This is a genomic window from Vibrio fujianensis, from assembly GCF_002749895.1.
Taxonomy (GTDB): domain Bacteria; phylum Pseudomonadota; class Gammaproteobacteria; order Enterobacterales; family Vibrionaceae; genus Vibrio; species Vibrio fujianensis.
This window is the reverse complement of the sequence record NZ_NBUS01000048.1, coordinates 1-988: the sequence shown is the minus strand read 5'-3', so window position 1 is coordinate 988 and position 988 is coordinate 1. Positions and strand designations below refer to the sequence as shown.

Sequence of the window (988 nt, the reverse complement as noted above, 5' to 3'; positions counted from 1 at the left end):
GTTTGGTTGAGCATTTGAGGTTACGGCTGGTTAATTTGAGCGCAGTTGTTTGCGTTGCCTGCCCCTTAATGCGGCGTTAGCTATTGTTTTATTCAGCAGCAAGGAAATTAAAGATGTCAAAGTATCAATTTTTCTGTAAACCAAATTCGAATCGTAATGAATTTACTTATCTGGATATGAGTTCAGAAACTTATCTTTTTGAAAAGGAAGAACTCTTGAGATCGGGGTTAGAAGTGGAAGGTGATACGATTTATGCTTCTTCTCCAGAAGAGGCTATTGATAAATTCAAATCAAATTTTTGTGAGCCTTTGAAGGATTATGCAAATTCAAATGTTTCAGGTGGATTGGCGACATTCATTTTTGAATCATTCAAATCAGTCACTGGGAAAAAATAGCTAACAAACGGCTCAAGAGGGATTGCCAACGCATGGCGACTTTGGTGCAAAATTGAAGTTCAGTGTTTACAGTGGTTTTTTTGAGTCTGGCGGTGCGTTGTCAACCCCTTAGCCGGGCGTTATGTAACCGTAGAGAAAAAGACCACAATATCTTGAAAATTAAAGTGTTTTTATGATTTCTTTACTTTGAATTTGGCTTCAGCTTTGTATGTTCGGTACTTTTAATTAATTGCTTAGATTGGTTATTTATAGACCTATAAACCTAGTTTTATTCATGTTGGCTTAGTTTTCGTCTTCTTGTTCTTCGAGTTTTTAGCTGGTTCTAAATAGTTCAGTGGGTTTGCGATAAGTTTGGTGGCAGTTATTTTTTCTTTGAACTAGGGCTCGCAGTTTCGCTGTTGTCACGCAAATTCTACTGGGTTACTGCTAATTTTTCATGTAAGTTAAACGGTATTTGGCAATGCTGTTCTTTGTAATGTTTTGAAATGGTTAGCAAAGTTACATAACAAAGTATTCAAGAGGGACAGTCAACGCTTGGCAGTTTTGGTTTGGTTGAGCATTTGAGGTTACGGCTGGCTAGTTTGAGCGCAGTT

General features: G+C 37.6%; 1 protein-coding gene. It reads left to right on the top strand.

The features are described 5' to 3' along the window. The first annotated feature begins 113 nt into the window (after positions 1-113). Positions 114-395: a hypothetical protein gene (locus B7C60_RS13120; protein ID WP_099612053.1), complete on the top strand. Its 282-nt coding sequence runs from the start codon at positions 114-116 to the stop codon at positions 393-395. The last annotated feature ends 593 nt before the right edge of the window (positions 396-988 follow it).